18 protein-coding genes are annotated in these 19,706 nt (G+C 65.4%); 9 read left to right on the top strand and 9 right to left on the bottom strand.

Annotation, left to right across the window (positions count from 1 at the left end; genetic code table 11):
* Window positions 1–11: 11 nt before the first annotated feature.
* The gene (locus HIM68_RS04350) at window positions 12–1,163 is read right to left on the bottom strand and encodes an HRDC domain-containing protein (RefSeq protein WP_253903704.1); all 1,152 of its coding nucleotides are present in this window, start codon (window positions 1,161–1,163) and stop codon (window positions 12–14) included.
* Between the two features lie 17 nt (window positions 1,164–1,180).
* Complete coding sequence (locus HIM68_RS04345) at window positions 1,181–1,795, bottom strand: DUF3000 domain-containing protein (protein WP_172169860.1); 615 nt, start codon at window positions 1,793–1,795, stop codon at window positions 1,181–1,183.
* 168 nt (window positions 1,796–1,963) lie between these two features.
* On the opposite strand from HIM68_RS04345, the gene hemE reads away from it, so the two are divergent.
* The 3 genes from hemE to hemQ are packed head-to-tail and all read left to right on the top strand — an operon-like array spanning window position 1,964 to window position 5,163.
* Window positions 1,964–3,010: a uroporphyrinogen decarboxylase gene (gene hemE, locus HIM68_RS04340; RefSeq protein WP_172169858.1), complete on the top strand. Its 1,047-nt coding sequence runs from the start codon at window positions 1,964–1,966 to the stop codon at window positions 3,008–3,010.
* Between the two features lie 4 nt (window positions 3,011–3,014).
* A complete protein-coding gene (gene hemG / locus HIM68_RS04335; protein ID WP_172169856.1) occupies window positions 3,015–4,430 on the top strand; it encodes a protoporphyrinogen oxidase in 1,416 nt (471 codons plus the stop codon).
* A gap of 22 nt (window positions 4,431–4,452) precedes the next feature.
* Window positions 4,453–5,163: a hydrogen peroxide-dependent heme synthase gene (hemQ, locus tag HIM68_RS04330; RefSeq protein WP_139908180.1), complete on the top strand. Its 711-nt coding sequence runs from the start codon at window positions 4,453–4,455 to the stop codon at window positions 5,161–5,163.
* A 113-nt stretch (window positions 5,164–5,276) separates the two neighbouring features.
* Here hemQ and HIM68_RS04325 read toward each other — a convergent pair whose 3' ends face one another.
* On the bottom strand, window positions 5,277–5,564 hold the full coding sequence (locus HIM68_RS04325; RefSeq protein ID WP_253903703.1) for a hypothetical protein: 288 nt from the start codon (window positions 5,562–5,564) through the stop codon (window positions 5,277–5,279).
* Window positions 5,565–5,665: 101 nt separating this feature from the next.
* On the opposite strand from HIM68_RS04325, the gene HIM68_RS04320 reads away from it, so the two are divergent.
* Entirely contained in the window at window positions 5,666–6,190 is a 525-nt protein-coding gene (locus HIM68_RS04320) for a MarR family transcriptional regulator (RefSeq protein ID WP_310650272.1), read from the top strand.
* Between the two features lie 4 nt (window positions 6,191–6,194).
* On the opposite strand, the gene HIM68_RS04315 is transcribed toward HIM68_RS04320, so the two are convergent.
* Together HIM68_RS04315 and msrB are read right to left on the bottom strand one after the other, a co-directional pair.
* Window positions 6,195–6,728: a GNAT family N-acetyltransferase gene (locus tag HIM68_RS04315; protein ID WP_172169854.1), complete on the bottom strand. Its 534-nt coding sequence runs from the start codon at window positions 6,726–6,728 to the stop codon at window positions 6,195–6,197.
* 1 nt (window position 6,729) lies between these two features.
* Window positions 6,730–7,179 (bottom strand): peptide-methionine (R)-S-oxide reductase MsrB, encoded by a 450-nt coding sequence (gene msrB, locus HIM68_RS04310; RefSeq protein WP_139908177.1) that lies wholly within the window; start codon window positions 7,177–7,179, stop codon window positions 6,730–6,732.
* 156 nt (window positions 7,180–7,335) lie between these two features.
* Here msrB and HIM68_RS04305 point away from each other — a divergent pair, with 156 nt between their 5' ends.
* Entirely contained in the window at window positions 7,336–8,535 is a 1,200-nt protein-coding gene (locus tag HIM68_RS04305; RefSeq protein ID WP_139469807.1) for a S9 family peptidase, read from the top strand.
* A 10-nt stretch (window positions 8,536–8,545) separates the two neighbouring features.
* Here HIM68_RS04305 and HIM68_RS04300 read toward each other — a convergent pair whose 3' ends face one another.
* Both HIM68_RS04300 and HIM68_RS04295 read right to left on the bottom strand, forming a co-directional pair.
* Complete coding sequence (locus tag HIM68_RS04300; RefSeq protein ID WP_172169851.1) at window positions 8,546–11,251, bottom strand: penicillin acylase family protein; 2,706 nt, start codon at window positions 11,249–11,251, stop codon at window positions 8,546–8,548.
* A gap of 34 nt (window positions 11,252–11,285) precedes the next feature.
* The gene (locus tag HIM68_RS04295; RefSeq protein WP_139908175.1) at window positions 11,286–12,164 is read right to left on the bottom strand and encodes a DUF817 domain-containing protein; all 879 of its coding nucleotides are present in this window, start codon (window positions 12,162–12,164) and stop codon (window positions 11,286–11,288) included.
* A 291-nt stretch (window positions 12,165–12,455) separates the two neighbouring features.
* Between HIM68_RS04295 and HIM68_RS04290 the strand changes: the two genes are divergently transcribed.
* Both HIM68_RS04290 and HIM68_RS04285 read left to right on the top strand, forming a co-directional pair.
* Window positions 12,456–14,228: an N-acetylmuramoyl-L-alanine amidase gene (locus HIM68_RS04290; protein ID WP_139908174.1), complete on the top strand. Its 1,773-nt coding sequence runs from the start codon at window positions 12,456–12,458 to the stop codon at window positions 14,226–14,228.
* A gap of 28 nt (window positions 14,229–14,256) precedes the next feature.
* A complete protein-coding gene (locus HIM68_RS04285) occupies window positions 14,257–14,931 on the top strand; it encodes an NAD(P)-dependent oxidoreductase (RefSeq protein ID WP_172169848.1) in 675 nt (224 codons plus the stop codon).
* 10 nt (window positions 14,932–14,941) lie between these two features.
* Here HIM68_RS04285 and HIM68_RS04280 read toward each other — a convergent pair whose 3' ends face one another.
* Both HIM68_RS04280 and HIM68_RS04275 read right to left on the bottom strand, forming a co-directional pair.
* Window positions 14,942–15,517: a hypothetical protein gene (locus HIM68_RS04280; RefSeq protein WP_172169845.1), complete on the bottom strand. Its 576-nt coding sequence runs from the start codon at window positions 15,515–15,517 to the stop codon at window positions 14,942–14,944.
* 31 nt (window positions 15,518–15,548) lie between these two features.
* A complete protein-coding gene (locus HIM68_RS04275) occupies window positions 15,549–16,391 on the bottom strand; it encodes a L,D-transpeptidase family protein (RefSeq protein WP_172169842.1) in 843 nt (280 codons plus the stop codon).
* A 60-nt stretch (window positions 16,392–16,451) separates the two neighbouring features.
* Here HIM68_RS04275 and HIM68_RS18790 point away from each other — a divergent pair, with 60 nt between their 5' ends.
* Together HIM68_RS18790 and leuA are read left to right on the top strand one after the other, a co-directional pair.
* Window positions 16,452–17,747, top strand: coding sequence for a DUF6636 domain-containing protein (locus tag HIM68_RS18790; RefSeq protein ID WP_216656723.1), 1,296 nt, complete (start codon window positions 16,452–16,454; stop codon window positions 17,745–17,747).
* A gap of 193 nt (window positions 17,748–17,940) precedes the next feature.
* On the top strand, window positions 17,941–19,704 hold the full coding sequence (gene leuA, locus HIM68_RS04260) for a 2-isopropylmalate synthase (RefSeq protein WP_172169836.1): 1,764 nt from the start codon (window positions 17,941–17,943) through the stop codon (window positions 19,702–19,704).
* Window positions 19,705–19,706: the final 2 nt, after the last annotated feature.

The following is a 19,706-nucleotide window of genomic DNA, read 5'->3' as shown; positions in this document are numbered from 1 at the left end:
TGAGCGTGAGTTCAGGCCTGGGGGAGCCCGGCCAGGGTCTTCTTCAGCACGGGGGCACTGAGCTCGATCTGCCAGGGTCGGGCTCCCGCCTCGGCGAGGTAGCCTTCGACGTCGACGCTCGACTCCGCGGCCAGGGACTTCACGATTGCCGGCTGGAGGAGTACATCGTGGGGGATCGTCAGCTCTTCGGAGAGCTCCGACATCGCGGCCTTGAGCGCCGCCACCCGCTCTTTGAGCTCCGCCGGGTTGAATGCGCTGCGTTTCGACCGTCCGCGCTCGGACCGTCCCGGCAGCTCTTCGGCCCCCAAACGGGAGGCCTTGCGGTAGGCACGGAAGAGTCGGGCCGCCTCGGCGCGGGAGAGTCTGCGCCACTGAGCCAAGATATCGTCGCTGGACTTCACACCGGATTGGGCGAGGGCGACGAGCTCACGATCACGCAGGATCTTCGTGGGAGCCAGATCGGCCTCACGGGCCATGGAATCCCGGGCCTGCCAGAGCTCACGGACCCGGGCGATGTCGCGGCGGGACCGGATCTTCGACAGTCCATGCGTGCGTCGCCACGGCTCATCGAAGTGCTTCGGCGTGAAATCGAGCAGGTGCGCGAACTCCTGCTGCGCAAACTCCCACCGGTCCGAGTCGAGAAGCTGCTGGTGGAGGATGTCGCGGATCGGCAGGAGCACTTCGACGTCGAGGGCGGCATAGTTCAGCCACTCCTTCGGCAGCGGACGCGTCGACCAATCGGCGGCCGAATGCTCCTTCGCCAGACGCACCCCGAGGGTGCGTTCGGCGACCGCGGCCAGACCGAACTTCTCCCATCCGAGCAGCCTGGCGGCCAGCTCGGTGTCGAACAGAGCCGCCGGGCGCATTCCGCGCTCCTGCAGGCACGGCAGATCCTGCGTCACCGAATGGATGACCCACTCATCAGTTCCGAGAGCCGAGTTGAGGTCGCTGAGATCACCGAGCGTCTCGGAATCGAGGAGGAAGGTGCCCGCACCCTCCCGGCGCAGCTGAACGAGGAAGGCGCGCTGTCCGTATCTGATGCCGGAAGCACGTTCGGCATCGACGGCGATCGGACCGTTGGCGGCTGCCAGACTGGCAATCGAGGAGGAGAGGTCCTCCGGGGTATCGACGACGTCGGGGATGCCGTTCGCGGGTGTTTCCAAAAGCGGTAGTTCAGATGTCATCGACGGCGCCCGGGCAGGGCTGTGACTCCTTCAGGAAGTGGTGGCAGTCCGGCGACTGTGCTGAGCAGATCGATCCAGGCCTCGAAGTGATTGCCGATCAGATCCGGCTCGTCAATCACGGGTGTCCACGAGGCGCGCAGCTCCAAGTCTATCGTGGCCGGGCGATCGGCCAAGGTGCCGAAGCTCTCGGACAGCACCCGAGTGGTCGTCCCGCCGGCGGCGAGCACCTGGCAGTCGTTGGCATCGAGGGCATCTTCGAGCCAGCTCCATGCCACATGCCCGAGCATCGTCTCATTGCCGAGTTCGTGTTCGAGTTCGGCGCGGATATAGGAGACGACCCGGAAGGAGCCTTCCCACTCCTCCGGGGCGGCGGGATCGAAGAGGACGACGATACGGCCGGTGGCGAGTTCGTCGATGGTCTCGCCGCTGGCCCGCAGGAACGTCTCATCGGCGCTGACCTCGGCGCCGAGAGCATAGGAGTACGGGGCCAGCTTGGCCGGGGCCGGAATCTCGGAAATCGACACGTTGTTCGTGCTGCGCGCCTGACGCAGCACCGACGTCACGGCGGAGAACTCCGCCGGAATGCGATTGAGAGGTGAGGTGTTGACCACAGTTGCCACGATAGAGCAGCCGCGGGGACAGAGGAATCATCCACGCCGAGGCGGCCGCGGACAATCCGTCGGACCGTGTCCTCGGCCGAATGCTGAGACGGCAAGACGGCCCGTCTTGAAACCGCCGGCGAGTGGGCATGAGCGATCGAAGAATGGGAAGATGGCCCCATGACATCACCCCTGTTGGCTGCCCTGCGTTCGGAGCCGGTTTCACACACTCCCGTCTGGTTCATGCGGCAGGCCGGCCGCTCCCTGCCTGAGTACCGCAAGCTGCGCGAAGGCACTCAGATGCTCGATGCCTGCCGCGACCCCGAGATGGTCTCCGAGATCACCCTCCAGCCGGTCCGCCGCCACGGCGTCGACGCGGCCATCTTCTTCTCCGATATCGTCGTCCCGCTCCAGGCCGCCGGAGTCGATGTAGAGATCGTTCCCGGCGTCGGCCCGGTCATCGCCTCCCCGGTGCGCTCCCGCGCCGATATCGACGCCCTGCCTGATCTCGACGCCGCCGACATTCCGGACATCACCGAATCGGTCCAGCGGGTGACCGCCGAACTCGGCGAAGCCACCCCGCTCATCGGCTTCGCCGGTGCTCCGTTCACCCTGGCCAGCTACCTCATCGAAGGTGGGCCGAGTAAGAACCACGAGAAGACGAAGTCGCTCATGGTCTCCGACCCCGAGGCGTTCTCGGCCCTGCTGAGCAAGCTCGCGACGATGTCGGCGACCTTCATCGACGTGCAGCTGAACGCCGGTGCCAAGGCCTTCCAGCTCTTCGACTCCTGGGCCGGCTATCTCGCTCGGGAGGACTACGAGGACCATGTCCTCGAACACTCCACCGCAGTCTTCGACGCATTGTCCGGACACGACGTGCCCAGCGTCCACTTCGGCGTGCAGACCGGTGAGCTGCTCGGCTCCATGGCACAGGCCGGATCGACGACCGTCGGCGTCGACTTCCGCGTCGACCTGGCTGATGCCGCCACTCGCGTCAATCCCGGTCAGGCACTCCAGGGCAACCTGGACCCGGCCCTGCTCTTCGCTCCGTGGGAAGCGCTGTCCGCCCGCGTCGAGGCGATCGTGCGCAAGGGACTCGAACTCGAACGCGGATTCGTCTTCAACCTCGGCCACGGCGTCCTGCCCGACACCGACCCCGAAGTGCCCGGACGCGTCGTCGACCTCGTCCACCGCGTCTCGGCCGAGATCCTCGGCAGCCGCGGCTGATCGAATGACTCGGATCACCGTCGTCGGAGGAGGGATCTCCGGCCTCGTCGCCGCCTATCGTCTCTCCGCCGAGCACCAAGTCACAGTGCTGGAATCAGGTGACCGCCTCGGCGGCTGCCTGAGGCCGACCACGCTTGATGGTGCCGTGCCTGTGGGCATCGACTCGGGAGCCGAAGCGAGCCTCAACCGGCGTCCGGAGACCAAGAGCCTGGCCGCCGAACTCGGCCTCGACTCGGTGTTTCCCTCGACTCAGCACAGTTCGCAGGTGCTCAGCAGGGGAGACCTGCACGCGATTCCCAAACGGACGATCATGGGGGTGCCCGCCGAAGCGGCAGAGGTCGAATCCCTCATCGGCGCCGAGGCGGCCGCTCGCTTGGCGGCCGAACGGATCACCCCGCCGATCGAGGGTGATGACGTCTCGCTGGGGGACTTCCTGTCCGAGCGCATCGGCGGCGCCATCGTCGACGAACTCGTCGATCCGCTGCTCGGCGGCGTCTACGCCGGTCGCTGCCGGGACCTGTCCCTGGCCGAAACGGTGCCCGCGCTGCTGCCCGCTGCGGTCGAGGGCACATCGGTGCTCGACCTCGTCGCACAGCTCCTCGCCGCCCGCGACGCCCAGACCGCGTCGGCAGGGAGCCCGGAACCGGTGTTCATGAGCTTCGAAGGCGGAATCAACCGCCTCATCCCCGCCCTGCAGGAGGCGATCGTGCGGGGCGGCGGGACGGTCCGCCTCGGTGCCGGTGTCACCGGGATCGACCGCGAGGGCGAGAGGTGGATCGTCCGCGGCGAGGGGGAGGACCTCGAATCCGATGGGCTCATCCTCGCCACGCCCGCGCATGTGACTGCCGGGCTGCTGGCGTCGGTGGCCCCGGAATCGGCGAGCCGCCTCGGCGAGATTCCCTACGCCTCCACCGCCTTGGTCGCCGCCCTCGTCGACCTTGAGGGAGTCGAGCTGAAGGGTTCGGGGTTCCTCGTCCCCGCGACCGAGGGCACGTTCATCAAGGCCTCGACTTTCGTGTCGAACAAGTGGCCGTGGACGGCTGCTCACATCCCCGCGGGGACGGCCCTGGTGCGGATGAGCATCGGACGCTTCGGTGACGGACCCGAGGTCTGGAGCAGGTTCTCCGATGAGGAGATCGTCGAACGAGCCTTCGCCGATTGGCAGACGATCACCTCCCGTCCGGAATCGCAGCTGCTGGGCTCGGAGGTCCAGCGCTGGAACTCGGCACTGCCGCAGTACCTGCCCGGCCACGCCGGACGCATCGCCGCCATCGACGCCGAGATCGCGTCGCTGCCCGGCCTCGAACTCGCCGGATCCGCCTATGGGGGAGTCGGCATTCCCGCCTGCATCGCCCGTGCGGACGCCGCGGCCCAGAGACTGAACCGACCCGCAGACGACCACCGTGACACTTCAGAATGAAAAGAAGACAGAAGGAGCAGATATGAGCGAATACACTCAGCCCACCGACGCCCAGATCGAAGAAGCGAACGAGCAGACGCGGTATATCGCCTACTCCGTCTTCGCCTCTGCCGGAGAACTCGGCGATGCCGACCGTAAGGAACTCGCCGATGAGCTGCATGCGGCTCTCGAGCCCCTGAAGGAACGCGGTCTGATCGTGCGCGGAATCTACGACGTCTCCGCCCTGCGCGCCGATGCCGACGTCATGTTCTGGTACCACGCCCCCGAAATCGAGGTCGTCCAGGCCGCGTACTCGGCGATCCGCCGCAGCCTGATCGGCGGAGTGCTCGAACCCGTTTGGTCCGTCGTCGGAATCCACCGCCCGGCGGAGTTCAACAAGGCGCACCTGCCCGCTCTGCTGACCGATCCCGAGCCCGGCGATTACATCTGCGTGTACCCGTTCGTGCGGTCCTACGACTGGTACCTCCTCGACCCCGCCGAACGGGCGAAGATGCTGCGCGACCACGGTATGGCCGCCGCCGGGTACAAGGACATCAAGGCGAACACGATCGCCTCCTTCGCCCTCGGCGACTACGAATGGCTGCTGGCCTTCGAGGCCGCCGAGCTCCACCGCATCGTCGACCTGATGCGGGATCTGCGCAACACCGAGGCGCGCCTGCATGTGCGCGAAGAGGTTCCGTTCTACACCGGACCGCGTCGCGAACTCGTCGACATCATCTCCGACTGGCGCTGACCGAACGTCATAGACCCGGCCGGGACGGAGGCAGCGAGAACGAGACAGCGGGAAAGGGCCGCCGCACCGATTCGGTGCGGCGGCCCTGTGCATGGTCGGGGAGCGACCGGCGGCTACCTGCTGCCCTTCTTCACCACATAGGAATGGCCGTTGGCGTCGGTGCGCATCTCCAACCCCATGGCATCGAGCTGCTGGTGCCGCAGCGTCTCGTCCTCGAAGTATCCGCCCGGGCGCGTGTTGTCGACCTGCGCCGGCCCGACGATCTTGCGGAAGAAGTTGTTGAGCCAGCCCACTCCGCGCTGGGACTCCGGATGCTGGTTCTTCTTCCGTGCCGAATTCTTCTGCATCTTGTCCTGCTTCCGGTTCGAACCATCGGGGGAAGGCTGCGAGGCGGACGACATAGCGAGGATCCTATCGACGAGGTGCCGCTTGGGCGGGGATTGGGCAGGTTTCACCTTTAGTGTACACTAATCATTAGCGCACTAAGTAATCTTCGAAGAGTATGCACGCCCTGATTGCCGACACGGAGGATCGACGACACACGATGCTGGAATCCGAAGCTTCGACGGAGCCGCTGGACAACCCGCTGGCGCTGGAAAGCCAGATCTGCTTCGCGCTGGCGGTGGCGTCCCGCGGGGTGATCGGCGCGTATCGCTCCGTGCTCGAACCGATCAGTCTGACGCATCCGCAGTATCTGGTCATGCTTGCGCTGTGGCAGCACGAGAAGCTGCCGATGCGCGAGATCGCTCGACTGTTGCGACTCGAACCCGCGACTGTGTCCCCGTTGGTCAAACGCCTCGAAGCGCTGGCCTATGTCACGAAGACGCGCAGCGACAGCGACGAGCGGATCGTCGAGGTCACCCTCACCGACACCGGCCGTGAGCTGCGCAAGACCGCCGAGGCGATTCCCGGAACGATGATGGCCAAGCTCGGCATGGACGTCGACGGAGTGCGTGAACTGCACGCTGTGATGCAGAAGATCATCGCCTCCGTCGACGCCGCTGCCGAGGTCGAGGCCGAGAGCTGATCGGTCAGCCGGCCGGGCGCTCCATCGGGGTGTGCTCGATCCCGTCCTCGTCGAAGCGCGGACCGTTCGGGGCGAAGCCGAGGGACGAGTACAGCCCCTCGAGGTGCGACTGCGCATTGAGCGTCAGCGGGGCAGTCGACCAGGCGTGGACGATGTCGCTGAGCAGTCGGCGGCCCCAACCCTGCCCGCGGGCGTCGGGGTGGGTGGTGACACGACTGATGCTGCGTGCTCCCGGCCTGGCCGCCGGACCGTCGGGCAACTCCGCCGGCAGCAGACGGGCATAGGCCCATGGCGAGAGGTCGCGTCCATGCTCGGCGCCGTGAGTGTCCGACATCGCCGTGGCCGGTCGAGGGTAGAAGAAATGCAGAGTCTCCGGCAGTGAGTCCACCCCGTCGGGGTCGAGGAACACGCACTCCTGTTCGACGACGAAGACCCGTGAGCGCAGCTGCAGAATTCCGTAGAGCTCCGTGGGCCGGAGCTCGTCGAAGTTCTTCACGACGAGCCCGGTCGCCTCGGTGCTCTGAGTGTCTGTCGCCACCTCAGCTGTCGGCAGCGTCGGTGTTGAGCTTCAACGAGATCGAGTTGATGCAGTAGCGCTGATCGGTGGGAGTGCCGTAGCCCTCGCCCGAGAAGACATGGCCCATATGCGAGTCGCAGTTCGCGCAGCGGACCTCGACGCGTTCCATGCCCATCGAGGTGTCGCGGATGTAGCGGACCCGGTCCTCGGCCAGAGGCGCGTAGAACGACGGCCATCCGCAGTGCGAGGCGAACTTCGTATCGGAGGGGAACAGGTCGGCTCCGCAGGCCCGACACTGGTACATCCCGGCTGCCGTCTCATCGTTGTACTCGCCGGTGAAGGGGCGTTCGGTCGCGCCCTGGCGGAGCACCGCGAACTCCTCGGGAGTGAGCACGTCCTGCCAACGGATCTCCTCAGCCGCGGCCCCCTCGTTCGTCGAAGTTCCAGCGTTGATATCTGATGACTGAGTCATCGTGACCTCCGGTCTCTGTCAGTGACGGTGATTGCGGCGAGGAGGAGAAGATCTCCGCCCCTGGTGAGCGCAACAGCGAGTGACACTCGCTCATTCCGCACAACAGCGTTTGGTGCCTGATCATTCCGTAGGCAACAATGAACACAGGAGGTTTTCATGGTCCGCGACACGAAGTTCCCCGCCCGCCTGCTCGCCGCCGGTATCGGCGTCGGCGCCGGACTCGGTGCCCTGATCTCTGTGGCGTCGTCGGGTCTGGCCGCCTACTTCGCCCGCAAGATCATCGTTCCGGAGAATGCCCCGGAAGAACTCGACATCCTGCACATCGACGGTTTTCCGCCGAATATGCGCATTCAGCTGCCCGCCGATGAGGAGACCACGGTGCCCGGCACCTATGGTCTCTACTTCAACCAGGGTTCGGGACATGCCGTCGTCGGCGATATCGTCGAGTACGATCCCCGCTCGCGCACCGTCTCCCGAGAGATCCTGTCCGTCACCCGCGGCGATATCCGACGGGCCTGGCGGGGACGGTGGACCGGAGTCGTCTATCCTGATCCGATCGCTGCCGGTGTGAATTTCGACGACATCGAGATTCGCTCCGACGCCGGTGACCTGCCCGCGTGGCTGCTGCCGACCGACCATCCGGAACCCCACGACACTTGGGCGATCCTCATCCACGGCCGAGCCAGCACCCGCGCCGAGGGACTGCGCGCCGCTCCCGTGCTCAACACCCTCGGGGTGCCCTCGATCGCGATGTCTTACCGCAACGACGCCGAGGTGCGGGTGGAGACCACATCTCGCTACGGGCTCGGCGACACCGAATGGATCGACGTCGACGCCGCCATCGACTTCGCGGTCGAACACGGAGCGAAGAACGTCGTGCTCTTCGGTTGGTCGATGGGCGGAGCCATCGCCCTGCAGGCGGCCTCCCGCGGACGCAACCGCAGGTTCGTCACCTCACTGGTCCTCGACGGACCCGTCGTCGACTGGGTGAACGTGCTCGACGGGCAGGCGAAGAAGAACCTGCTGCCGACACCGATCGCCAAACTCACGCTCGAGATGATCACGCAGCCATGGGCACGGCCGATCACCGGGCTCGAGACCCCGCTCGATCTCGATCGCATGGATTGGGTGACCCGTGCAGCCGAACTCGATGTGCCGGTTCTGCTCATCCACTCCGATGACGACGAATTCGTTCCCTCCGGCCCCTCCCACGCGCTGGCAGGTGTCAGACGGGATCTGGTCACGATGCCCTCATACGGCAAGGCCCATCACACGAAGGAATGGAACATCGACCCGGTGCGCTGGGAAGACGATGTCGCGAACTTCCTCGAAGCGAAGATCCTGCCCAAGGACTGAAACCCCGTTCTCACGGCTCGAGAGTGAGTGTGTCCTCTGCCGCCGCGGCCACGGCTTCCTTCGAGTACGGCCATGGTCGATTGACATTGGCGGCCCAATCGTTCGTCTGATCGTCGTAATGCGGGTGGAAGGCATGCCCCGACGCGCCCGTGAGGTTGATCCAGTTCGAGGCGTCGAAGTTCGACAGATCGACCGTCTGACGCATCGACGGCACCCAGTTCGTCTCATAGCCGACCGAGGCATCCCACCCGGTGGCATGGACGACGCCCGAACCCCCGGAGACCTCATAGGGGCCGCGGTTGAACAGCTTCTCCACCGGTGTGATCCCGGATTCGCCGAGGCTGGCGTTGCGGATCGTCAGGCGGTGCAGGATTCCCCACCGCCACGTCACGGGCTCCGGTCCCAGCAGGTCCTCCGTCTCCGCCCACGCCGTCTTCATGGCCTTGCGCAGAGCCTCGTCCCGACCTTCGACGCCCTTGCCCGACCACCACTGGGAATCCGGGTCTTCGAGCAGTTCCGAGAGCACGAGGTACCACCGTGAACCGCCGGCGGGGGACACCCCGTCGGGAAGCTTCGAGCTGATCGTCTGCTCGAGCAGCGTCTTCGTGAGCACATTGAAGTAGGCGGCGCCCGCGCTGTTCGCGGAGTCGAAGCCGTTCCAGCTCTTCAGCAGCTTCTTCGCCTCGAGGATGTCCTCGTCACCATGGGAGTGGATCTTCACCGCTTCGGGTACGAGCTTCGCGGCGAACGGATTCTGGTCGTCGTTCTGGATCTCCGCCATGTCCATCGGCCGCAGCTTCCGGCCCTCGTCGACCGCGTCCTTGATGCGTTTCGTGATGCGGCGGGCGCGATCCCCGTAGTCGAAGTCCTCACCCAGCTGCACTGTCTCACCGGGGGCGGCGACCGGGTTGTTCGCGGTGACGATCCATCCGCGTTCGGGGTTGTACAGATGTGGGAGATCCTCGAAGTCGACCCAGCCCTGCCAATCCTCGTCGGATTTCCACCCGCGTCGGGGCACGGTGCCGTCGGCCTTGCCTCGGCGTGGGATCATTCCGGGGGCCTGATAGCCGATGTTCCCGGCGACATCGGCGTAGACGAGGTTCTGGGAGGGCACGTCGAACAGGGACGCCGCGTGCCGGAACTCCTGCCAATTCGTGGCCTTGTTGATGGCGAACACCGCCGAGGCGGTCGTACCCGGACGCAGAGCCGTCCAATCGAGGGCGAGACCGTAGTGCTCCTCGGCCGGTCCCGACTTAGGGTCCTGCGAATCCGCCCCGGTCGTCGCATCGAGTGCTTTGCGATACGTGCCGTCGAGCTTCGACACGAGTGGGCCGTTGCGGGTGGAGCGGATGGTGATCTCGCGTGGGTCCTCGCCCGCGACCTCGATCGTCTCCTTGCGCACCTGCAGCGGTTCGTCTCCGTCGTCGTGGATGACCTTCCCGTCGCGGATCTTCTCCACGACGAGGTCGGTGACATCTGCGCCGAGGTTCGTCAGTCCCCAGGCGATCGACTGGTTGTGGCCGATGACGACTCCCGGCAGTCCGGAGAAGGAGAAACCGGTGACGTCGAAGGGGCAGGCATCGGTGACCTTCTTGCATCGCAGTCCCACCTGGTACCAGACCGAGGGCATCGCCGGGGCGAGGTGCGGGTCATTGGACAGCAGCGGTCGACCGGTGTTCGTGTGGTCCCCGGAGATCACCCACGAGTTCGACCCGATATCGTCGCTGTTCTGTCCCAGCATCGGCGGCAGCGATGTGAGCGTATTCCGCAGTTCGAGGAGATCATCGGTGGGGACGGCCGCCTCGGTGTCGGTGTTCCCTGTTCGGGGTGCCTCGGTGACGGTGCCTCCGGCATGTGCCTCATCGTCCTCCCGTGCACGGTCGTCGACTCGCGGCTTCTGCTCGACGTCGTCGCCGCTGCGGTCCTTCGGTGCCTTGTCGCCGGCTCTGCCGCCGAGGATCGTCGGACGCGTGGCATATGGGTAATCCGGATAGATGTGGCTCATCTGCTCGTCGGTGAGCTCCGAGCTGAGGATCGACCGGTCGATCTCGTCTTCGAGGTTCGATCGCAGATCCCATGCCATGGCCTTGAGCCAGGCGACGCTGTCGACCGGGGTCCATTTCTCGACCTCGGTGCTGCCGGTCTCGAGGCCGAGGACGGCGTATTCGAGGGACAGCTCGGTGGGGGATTTGTCCTTGAGGTAGGCGTTGACGCCGTCCGCGTAGGCCTCGTAGTAGCCCAGACTCGTCTTGTCGAGCTTCTTCACCTCCTGCTCGGCGACCTTCCGCCAGCCGAGCGTGCGGATGAAGATGTCGGTGCCCAGCTGGGATTTGCCGAAGAGTTCGGAGAGTCGTCCCGAGGTGACGTGTCGGCGGAAGTCCATCTCCCAGAACCGGTCCTGAGCGTGGACGAACCCCTGAGCCAGGAACAGGTCGCGGGCGGTTTCGGCCTCGATGGTGGGAACACCCGATTCGTCACGGTGGACGGTGACCGGCGCGTCGAGCCCCGGCAGCGAGATCTCGCCGTCGGTGGTCGGGAAGGAGCGACGGACGAGGAACAGTCCGACGAGGGCGAGGATGAGGGCGAGGACGAGGACTCCGGCGATGACGCGCAGCAGCACACGAGCACTGACCGACAGGTTGGAACCGCTGGTTGGGCGGAGCACCTTGAGCAATGCGCTCGATTCCTTCTCATTCTGCGCATCGGGTGCCGCCATGAGTCTCCTTCTGCCGTCCTGGAAGTTTCGGTTCTCAGCAAGTATAGGTGTCAGGAGGCTCGGGTCTGTGGACCTCAGGCGGCCTGGGTCTGTGGACGAAGGTCACGAGGACGACGGAGATCATCATGAGCAGGAACCAGGCCACCAGCTTCGTCAGCGGCACCAGGTGCCAGCCGTCGTCCTGACTCGGATACAGCCAGGCACCGGCCGCGGTCCCGATGTTCTCGGCCACCCAGATGAAGAAGGCGACGAGGAGGAAGGCCAGCAGCACGGGCATCGTCAGTGTCCTGCGATGGATATGGAAGTGCATGCGGCAGCGGAAGAAGACGATGACGGTGGCCAGGACGAGAAGCAGTCGGAGGTCGACGATGAAGTGGTGGGTGAAGAAGTTGAGGTAGATGGCGGCGGCGATGATCACGGTCAGCCACCTCGGCGGGTAATGGCTGAACCGCAAGTCGAAGAGACGGTACACGCGGACGATATAGGAGCCGACGGCGGCGTACATGAACCCGGTGAACAGCGGTACTGCGCCGATGTGGAGGACCCCGCCGGGGGCGTAGTTCCATGAACCCACGGCGGTCTTGAAGATCTCCATTCCGGTGCCGACGATGTGGAAGACGATGATGACGATGAGCTCGCGACCGGTCTCGAGGCGAGCGACGAGCATGCCGATCTGGATGAGTACGGCGAGGATGACGAGGAAGTCGTTGCGGGCGATGGCCGCATCATCGGGGTAGAGCCAAGCGGTGAGGATGATCGCTAAGAGCATGAGAGCACCGAAGAGACACGCCCACGCCTGTTTGATTCCGAAGGCGAGGAACTCCCGCATCCCGGCGGGGACGCGGGGGAGAACGCGGTCGGCGAAGGCGTCGAGGACTGCCTCGAGTCGAGTGAGTTCGCGGCGATCAGCCATATGGGTCCTTCGACGACGGGGACGCGGGGAATGTGGAGTGCCAGCGTATCGCGCGAGTGGGCCGGGCTGTCGGAGCGGGCAGTGTGACATCGCCGTGTCCGAAGGAGGTGAAATTCTGAATAGAACTTGCGAGTCACCTTCACAGAAACTGGCAATGCCATTAATCTGTGCATCAGTGTCGCAGGAGTGCTGCGACGCTGCGGCGCCGACAAGGCAGTGTCGACGGCGACGCGAACCCATTGGCGTCCGTGATAACCAGAAGGCGGACAGACTGCAGAGGAAGCAGCCCCGATGAAACCGATCCGACTTGTCACCCCCGCACTGGCTGCGGTGCTCACCGTGTCGATGATGACCGGTGGTCCCGCGCTCGCCGCCGAAGCGCCATCGCTCGGCGACAGCGGCTCACCGTCACTCGACGGCGGGGGCCAGCCGCAGCCCGCGCCGACGAAGGAATCATCCGATTCGGATACACCGACGGAGCCTGCAGCGACCAAGACAGCGGACTCCGCGGACGCTCCCCAGGTGAGCCGGAACGCAGGATCGACGACGAAGACGTATTCGGCCACTCCGGCAAAGGTCACAGCACTCAAACTCAAAGACTCCGAAGTCAATGTCATCGGAGCCAAGTGGACGGGAGACGACCCACGTCTCGAACTTCGCTACCGCGACTCCGGCGGCTGGTCCTCGTGGGAGACCCTGCCGGCCGACGACGGTGCCGGCCCTGACCGTTCCTCGGCTGAGGGCAAACAGGTCCCCGCAGCGGCTCAGGAAGGACGGACAGAAGCCGTGCCCGTGGTCGACTCCACCTCGGTGGAGATCCGTGCGACAGCGAAGAACGCCGACACGAACGACCTCGCAGTGACCAACGTCGCAAGCCCCGTCACCGGCGCCGACGCGGCCGCAGTGAAGAAGCCCGCCTCGGTCACCGCACAGAAGGCGACAGCGCAGGTGTCCCACCACGAGCTGAGGGCGAACATCGTCACCCGCCGCGAATGGGGCGCCGACGAGAAGCTCGTCCGCTGCACCACCGACAAGACGTCGACTTCGAAGGGCGTCTTCATCCACCACACCGCCGGATCGAACTCCTATACGAAGGCACAGGCCCCGGGCATCATCCGCGGCTACCTCGCGTACCACACGAAAGAACGAGGCTGGTGCGACCTCGGGTACAACTTCCTCGTCGACAAATACGGAACCATCTACGAGGGCCGTGCCGACAGCATCGATCTGTCTGTGACCGGAGCCCACGCCTCCGGATTCAACTCGTACACGATCGGCATCAGCGTGCTGGGCACCTACACAGGGTCCGCGCCGAGCACGGCAGCCCAGAATTCGGTCAAGCGGCTCATCGCGTGGAAGGCCAACCAGTACGCCTTCAACCCGACGGGAAAGATGACGCTCACCTCCGGCGGAGGAAGCACGAGCCGGTATCCCGAAGGCAGGAAGGTCAGCCTCAATGTGGTCTCCGGCCACCGGGACACGAGCTACACCGCCTGCCCGGGAAATGCCTTCTACTCCCGACTCGGATCGATCCGGTCCGGTGCGAAGTCGATGCAGTCCGATGTCGGTGGTTATCCGGTGAAGGGAGCCATCGGCACGTACTACCGGTCGCACTCCGCGCAGACGGGCGAGGCCCGCAGCCTCGAAGGGAAGCTGTCCAATCCGAACGGCGCCTATCAGCGCTTCGCCAAGGGCACCGTGTACTGGTCGTCGAAGACAGGGGCGCACCTGAACAAGGGCGGAATCCGCAACGGGTACAAGCGCGCCGGATACACCAAGGGCTTCCTCGGCTACCCCAGCAGCGATGAGAAGACCTTCAAATACCGCAAGAGCGCCTACTACCAGAACTACGAGAACGGGATGATCACGTGGTCGTCGGCGACGAAGGGACAGCCGATGCGCGGCGAGATGCTCAAGAAGTGGAAGTCCCTCGGCTGGGAACGCAGCAAGCTCGGACTGCCGAAGACGGACCAGTTCTCCTCGGCGGGCAAGATCCGTCAGAACTTCGAGCACGGGTACATGACCTACACGAAGAGTCAGGGCGTCAAGGTCTATCTCACCTGACCGAACGCAGGGGACATAGACTCGCCTCATGCACATCCTCCTCTTCGGCGCCTCCGGTCACGTCGGCACCGGGCTCGCCCAGCAGCTCAGTCCGCAGCACAGAGTCACCGGCATCGTCCGCCGCACTCCGGACACGGAGACGGCATACGAACCGGTGACTGTGCCGGACTGGGTGGACGAGCCGGAGGCGGTCACCTCGGCGCTCGCCTCCAGAGACCTGCCGCCGGTCGATGCCGTCATCGCCGCCATCGGCGGGTGGTACATCGACGAACCGGTGCTCGACCGAGGTCTGGAGAAGTTCGATGCGGACTATGACTCATACCTGCGCGGGCACTTCACAGCCTGTGCGATCTCGCAGTCCCTGGCCACCGACCGGACGAGCGCGATCCGGGGAATCGTCCACCTGGCGCTCAACGGCGTCGCCAGCGTCGAAGCGCTGGCCGGGTCAGGGGCGATCAGCGTCTTCGGCGCCGCGCAGAAGATGCTCATCGAAGTCGCCGCAGCGGAATCGACGAGCGTGGCCTTCCGCGAGCTGCGGATCATGGCTCCGATCGGCGGCGATGATCGCAATGATCTGTCCGGGGGAGTCGAAACCGTCCATCTCACCGAGGTGGCCGACGGTATCACCGCGATCCTTGACTCACCCGATCGCTTCGGGGTGAGCACCGAGATCCACGCGAACGCTGGGACCTCTGCCGGCTGACTGCTTCGACTCAGGCGCGGGTGTAGCGGAGGAAGACCTGGTCGTCCTCGGTGCGCACATCGATGAGGCGCAGATCGATCTCGGCCTCGAGCCCGGAGAAGTGGCTGCCGGGAGTGCGGATATAGCAAGGGCTCACGCTCAGATGCAGTTCCGCGCCCGGATAATGCTCGAGCAGGCGAAACGCGAGATTCGGACCCGACTCGCACAGCAGCACCGCCGCATCGGTCGGTGCCGATTCGGGGGAGGGGGCCGTCGGCAGCGAGGCAGCCACCTCGGTGATCGTTTCTGCTGTGAAGTGCTGGGCACGATAGTCGAGGCCGCGGGCGTCGAGCTCGCTCTGCAGGGCCGTCGGATCGGACTCGGTGAGCACGTAGACGGGGGTGTGCTCCAGCGTTTTGCCTGCGGCGTTGATGACGGGCAGCTGCGGATTCAGCGCGGTGCGGCGGTCGACGATGATCGCATTCGCGCTGCGTCGCAGGGCGAGGAAGCGCCGGAAGTCGGCGTCCGTGGACACCCCGGTCGACCAGCCGTTCTCGGCGAAGGATCCGTTGATCGACTGGACGAGGGAGAGGATGAGACGGCGCACGGGTTCCTGCTCTTCTGCTTCTTCGGCTCTGCTATTTCTTGACTTCGGGTGCCGGCCCCATAGCGATGCGCGGGTGAGCGTCCGGATCGATGGTGCGCATGATCCACTTGAGGTCCGCCTCGTCGAGGGTGACGCAGCCGTTCGTGCCGGAATCGTGGTCGAGGTGCAGCCAGATTCCGCCGCCCTTGTCCCAGCCCATCGGTCGGGTCTTGTCCGTCGGGGGAGTGCCGGGTCTGCGGTTGTAGTCGATGGCGATGATGTAGTCGAAGACCGATTCGTAGTCCGCCCCGTAGGCCACCGTCGCCGAGGAGGGCAGACGATTGTCTTGGGTGTACGGCAGGTCGGTGCCCGGGTTCGCCTTGAAACCGCCCGCGTCGCTGAGTGTGAACACTCCGATCGGGGTGGTCTTATCGCCCTCGCGGCGATCCTTCAGCCATCCTTTGGAGCCGTTGTGGGTGTCGAAGGTCTTGAGCTTCTTCCATTTCCTGTCCGTGAACTCATAGAAGCTCAGGCTCGACTTCTCCGAAGCGGCTGTCGGCGAGGTCGCGACGAGGACCTGCGAGGTCTCTGCCGGGATCTGGTCGGTGAACTCCTTCGCCAGACCGGGGACAGGGACGGGGTGGACCGGTCCGGTCGCCTCGGTGCCGGGCTGATCGGATGCAGTCGAATCCGAGTCGGCGCCGGTGGGGGAGTCCTGGGCCGGGGCTGCGAAATCACCGAAGCTCGTCTGCTGTGCCGGAGCGGCGAAACCGGCGGACTCGGCCGCCGAGGGATCGTCCGTGCCGTCGTCGGCATCGGCGCCGCAGGCGGTCACCAGCAGAGCGCAGGCGAGAAGCGCGGGCACTCCCGCGCGCCGGAGGACTCCATCGGACATGAGGTCATCATCTCACGAAGCATGAGAACTCGCCGGTAGCGACTATGCGAAAATGACACCATGAGCATTCCACCTGTGCCGAACCATCCTCCGCGCCCCGGGCGTCGGAAGCCGGCCGAGGAGTCTCCGGAGTCGATCACAACCCAGTTGTTCATCGGCGAGGATGAGTCCGCGGCCGCTGATGGCTCCACCCAAGCACTCACTCCCGCAGAACTGCAGAGGCTGCGGTCGATGGTCGAATCCGACGGCACCGATGCCACCGAGGTGCTCAGCCTCGAAGAGCTGCGCGGACTGGCCGCCGCCGATGGATATCAGACGGGAGGGCTGCCGGCCGCGCCGCGCAAGGTGAACTCCGACGATATCGCCGCTGCGGAGGCTCCCTCGGCTCCGAAGCAGTGGAACCCGCTGCCCGGCTCGCAGCCGGCGCCTGCGGACGCGCACCGGGCCGAGCCGCATTCGCAGCAGCCCGAATCACACCCGCATCAGGGAGATCCTCAGCCGCACCAGGGGCAGTGGGGCGGAGAGTTCGGTGCTTCCGGTCATGCCGCAGCATCTCAGCCGCAGGCTGCCGGGCCGGTGCAGTCGCCGGCGGGACCCGATCATGCACAGCCCGGCCCCGGTCGCCCCGCGGGGCCCGGATACGGGCAGGCGGGCCACGCTCCCGCGTACAGCGGTGCCTATGCCGCCGGCTATGCGCCGGGCGGACCTGCCGGTCCCGGAGGACCCGGAGGACCGGGAGGACCGGGAGGGCCGGGAGGACCCGGCGGACCGGGGAATCCCGGCGGCCCGCACGACCCCTATGGTCGGCGAAATGATACGAAGAAGGTCCCCGCGTGGCTGTGGGTGCTCGCTGCCATCGCGCTCATCCTCGCCCTCGGCATCGTCGGCTATATCGTCTGGGACTCCACCCAGGGTGACGACACCACCACCGTGGGACCCACGGACGAACCGTCGATCGGTCAGACCGATGATCCCGAGCCGTCCGATTCGGGCAGCTCGAAGGCTCCCGTCGCCGAAGAGACCTTCACATCCCCGTCGGGGAATATCGCCTGCACCATCGACTCCGAACGAGTGCGCTGCGTGATCAAGGACTACGAGTACTCACCACCGGAGAAGCCCGACGACTGCAAGCTCGACGACTGGGGCTCCATCGTCGTGGCGAACAAGGAAGGCTCAGGCTTCTCCTGCGTCGAGGCTCCCGAGAGCAACGGCCCGGCACGTGTCCTCGGCTACGGGGATTCGATCTCCGCGGCAGGGATGACCTGCACCTCCAGCGAAGAGGGCATGACCTGCAAATCCGACGACACCGGAGTCGGATTCAACGTCCGCCGCGCCTCGGTCGACTTCCTCAAGTAGGAGCCCGGAGCCGCGTCGGCGATCTTAGGATGTGGACGGGATTCGGACGGATCGCGGAAGGGGGACTACGGTGATCGTGTGGCTCATAGGTTCCTCCTCCTTCCTTGCCGCGACGAGTCCTGAACGGACAGCACGCTCGTCGCGGAGTCCTCGTATGCTGGTCAAGCGCTGAGAAACTTAAGTTAGAGGAACAATGAAACTGCAGAAGCCTTCTCCCATGCCGTTCGGCAAGTACAAGTCTTTCCAGGACCGCATCGCGCTGGATATGCGCGATCGCACCTGGCCCGACCAGATCATCAGCAAGGCGCCTCGCTGGCTGAGCACCGACCTGCGCGACGGCAACCAAGCGCTCATCGATCCGATGACCCCGGACCGCAAACGCAAGATGTTCGATCTGCTCGTCAAGCTCGGTTTCAAGGAGATCGAGGTCGGGTTCCCGGCCGCCAGCCAGGTCGACTTCGATTTCGTCCGCGAGATCATCGAACAGGACGCGATTCCCGATGACGTCCGGATCTCCGTGCTCACGCAGGCTCGTGAGGACCTCATCGAACGCACTGTCGAATCCCTCGTCGGCGCGAAGATGCCCACCGTGCACCTCTACAACGCAACCGCGCCGGTCTTCCGCAAGGTCGTCTTCGGCTTCGACGGAGACGGCTTCGACCAGACTCGCGATATCGCATTGCAGGGCACTCAGGCCGTGATGAAGCACGCCGAGACTCTGCTGTCCGACGCGGACTTCGGCTACCAGTATTCGCCGGAGATCTTCGTCGACACCGAACCCGAGTTCGCCCTCGACATCGTCGGCAGCGTCCTCGACATGTGGCAGCCGGCAGCCGGCCGCGAGACCGTCGTCAACCTGCCGGCCACGGTCGAACGCGGCACACCGAACACCTACGCGGACCAGATCGAATGGTTCTGCCGCAATATGCCCTACCGCGACGAAGTGGCCGTGTCCCTGCACCCGCACAACGACCGGGGCACCGGCGTGGCCGCTGCGGAGATGGGAATGATGGCCGGCGCCGACCGCATCGAAGGCTGCCTGTTCGGCAATGGTGAACGCACCGGCAACCTCGATCTCGTCACCGTCGCTCTCAACCTGTACACGCAGGGCATCGACCCGGAGCTCGACTTCTCCGATATCGACGAGGTCATCCACACCGTCACCGAATGCAACCAGATCGGTGTCCATGAACGTCACCCCTACGGCGGCGACCTCGTCTTCACCTCGTTCTCGGGCTCGCACCAGGACGCGATCAACAAGGCCTTCGCCGATCGTGAGAAGAAGGCGCACGCCCAGGGCACCCCCGTCGACCTCATGGAATGGGACATGCCCTACCTGCCGGTCGACCCGAAGGACCTGGGCCGCAGCTACGAGGCGATCATCCGTGTGAACTCGCAGTCCGGCAAGGGCGGAGTGACCTACCTGCTCAAGAGCGAGTACGGACTCGACCTGCCGCGTCGGATGCAGGTCGAATTCTCCCGCGCCGTGCAGCAGCACACCGAAGCCGGCGGCGAGGTCACCGCCGAGGAGATCCGCCGCATCTTCAACTACGAATACCTGCCCGCCGACGACCCAGAGAAGGCATGGGGCCGCTTCCAGATCGTCGGTCTGCGCACCGAATCGGGCAATGTCGACGGTGGCGGCTCATCGGCGGAGCGCATCGAGGTCGACCTCATCGTCGACGGTCAGGAGCGCACCTACGAAGGACGCGGCAACGGACCGATCGACGCGCTGGTGAAGATCCTCATCGACCAGTTCGACGTCGACGTGCGACTCCAGGACTACTCCGAGCACGCCATCGGCTCCGGCGCTGACACCAACGCCGCAGCCTATGTCGAACTCGCCGTCGAAGACCGCGTCGTCTGGGGCGCCGGTCTGCACCCGAACATCACGAAGGCCTCGCTCAAGGCCGTCGTCTCAGCCGTCAACCGTGCGGCTCGCGACCGCCAGAGCTGAGG

The organism is Brevibacterium sp. CT2-23B (assembly GCF_013168765.1).
GTDB lineage: Bacteria > Actinomycetota > Actinomycetes > Actinomycetales > Brevibacteriaceae > Brevibacterium > Brevibacterium sediminis.
Note: the sequence above shows the minus strand (reverse complement) of the source record. Positions and strands in the feature narration are given on the sequence as shown.

Excerpts from the sequence above, each read along its gene's own strand:
- HIM68_RS04290 (WP_139908174.1), top strand. The coding sequence starts at position 12,456 with ATGAAACCGATCCGACTTGTCACCCCCGCACTGGCTGCGGTGCTCACC.
- hemQ (WP_139908180.1), top strand. The coding sequence starts at position 4,453 with ATGAGCGAATACACTCAGCCCACCGACGCCCAGATCGAAGAAGCGAAC.
- leuA (WP_172169836.1), top strand. The coding sequence starts at position 17,941 with ATGAAACTGCAGAAGCCTTCTCCCATGCCGTTCGGCAAGTACAAGTCT.
- HIM68_RS04325 (WP_253903703.1), bottom strand. The coding sequence starts at position 5,564 with ATGTCGTCCGCCTCGCAGCCTTCCCCCGATGGTTCGAACCGGAAGCAG.
- HIM68_RS04275 (WP_172169842.1), bottom strand. The coding sequence starts at position 16,391 with ATGTCCGATGGAGTCCTCCGGCGCGCGGGAGTGCCCGCGCTTCTCGCC.
- hemE (WP_172169858.1), top strand. The coding sequence starts at position 1,964 with ATGACATCACCCCTGTTGGCTGCCCTGCGTTCGGAGCCGGTTTCACAC.
- HIM68_RS04305 (WP_139469807.1), top strand. The coding sequence starts at position 7,336 with ATGGTCCGCGACACGAAGTTCCCCGCCCGCCTGCTCGCCGCCGGTATC.
- HIM68_RS04285 (WP_172169848.1), top strand. The coding sequence starts at position 14,257 with ATGCACATCCTCCTCTTCGGCGCCTCCGGTCACGTCGGCACCGGGCTC.
- hemG (WP_172169856.1), top strand. The coding sequence starts at position 3,015 with ATGACTCGGATCACCGTCGTCGGAGGAGGGATCTCCGGCCTCGTCGCC.
- HIM68_RS18790 (WP_216656723.1), top strand. The coding sequence starts at position 16,452 with ATGAGCATTCCACCTGTGCCGAACCATCCTCCGCGCCCCGGGCGTCGG.
- HIM68_RS04295 (WP_139908175.1), bottom strand. The coding sequence starts at position 12,164 with ATGGCTGATCGCCGCGAACTCACTCGACTCGAGGCAGTCCTCGACGCC.
- msrB (WP_139908177.1), bottom strand. The coding sequence starts at position 7,179 with ATGACTCAGTCATCAGATATCAACGCTGGAACTTCGACGAACGAGGGG.
- HIM68_RS04320 (WP_310650272.1), top strand. The coding sequence starts at position 5,666 with ATGCACGCCCTGATTGCCGACACGGAGGATCGACGACACACGATGCTG.
- HIM68_RS04300 (WP_172169851.1), bottom strand. The coding sequence starts at position 11,251 with ATGGCGGCACCCGATGCGCAGAATGAGAAGGAATCGAGCGCATTGCTC.